1 protein-coding gene is annotated in these 235 nt (G+C 47.7%); it reads left to right on the forward strand.

Annotation, left to right across the window (positions count from 1 at the left end; all coding sequences use genetic code 11):
• Nucleotides 1-235, forward strand: a 235-nt coding sequence (locus FDX22_RS32015) for a motility-associated protein (protein WP_370317806.1), incomplete at both ends; no start/stop codon positions are given.

Consider the following 235-nt stretch of genomic DNA (forward strand, 5'->3'; position numbering starts at 1 on the left):
GTAACCCGATGCATGTGCTGAAAGAGATCGTTCATCAGATCAAAGGGGTGATCAGTAAAAAGAAAATGGGACCGGAGTTCCAGCGCCAGTTGCTGATGTGCCTGTATGAACTATTGGAAATGGTGCAAAACGGCGGTCTGCGTATGCTGGATCAGCATATTGAACAGCCGGAAGAAAGTACCATCTTCCAGAAGTATCCGCTGGTGCTGACCCAAAAACGCCTGGTGACATTTAT

The sequence above is a fragment of the Citrobacter sp. TBCS-14 genome, from assembly GCF_005280805.1.
GTDB classification, from domain to species: domain Bacteria; phylum Pseudomonadota; class Gammaproteobacteria; order Enterobacterales; family Enterobacteriaceae; genus Citrobacter; species Citrobacter gillenii.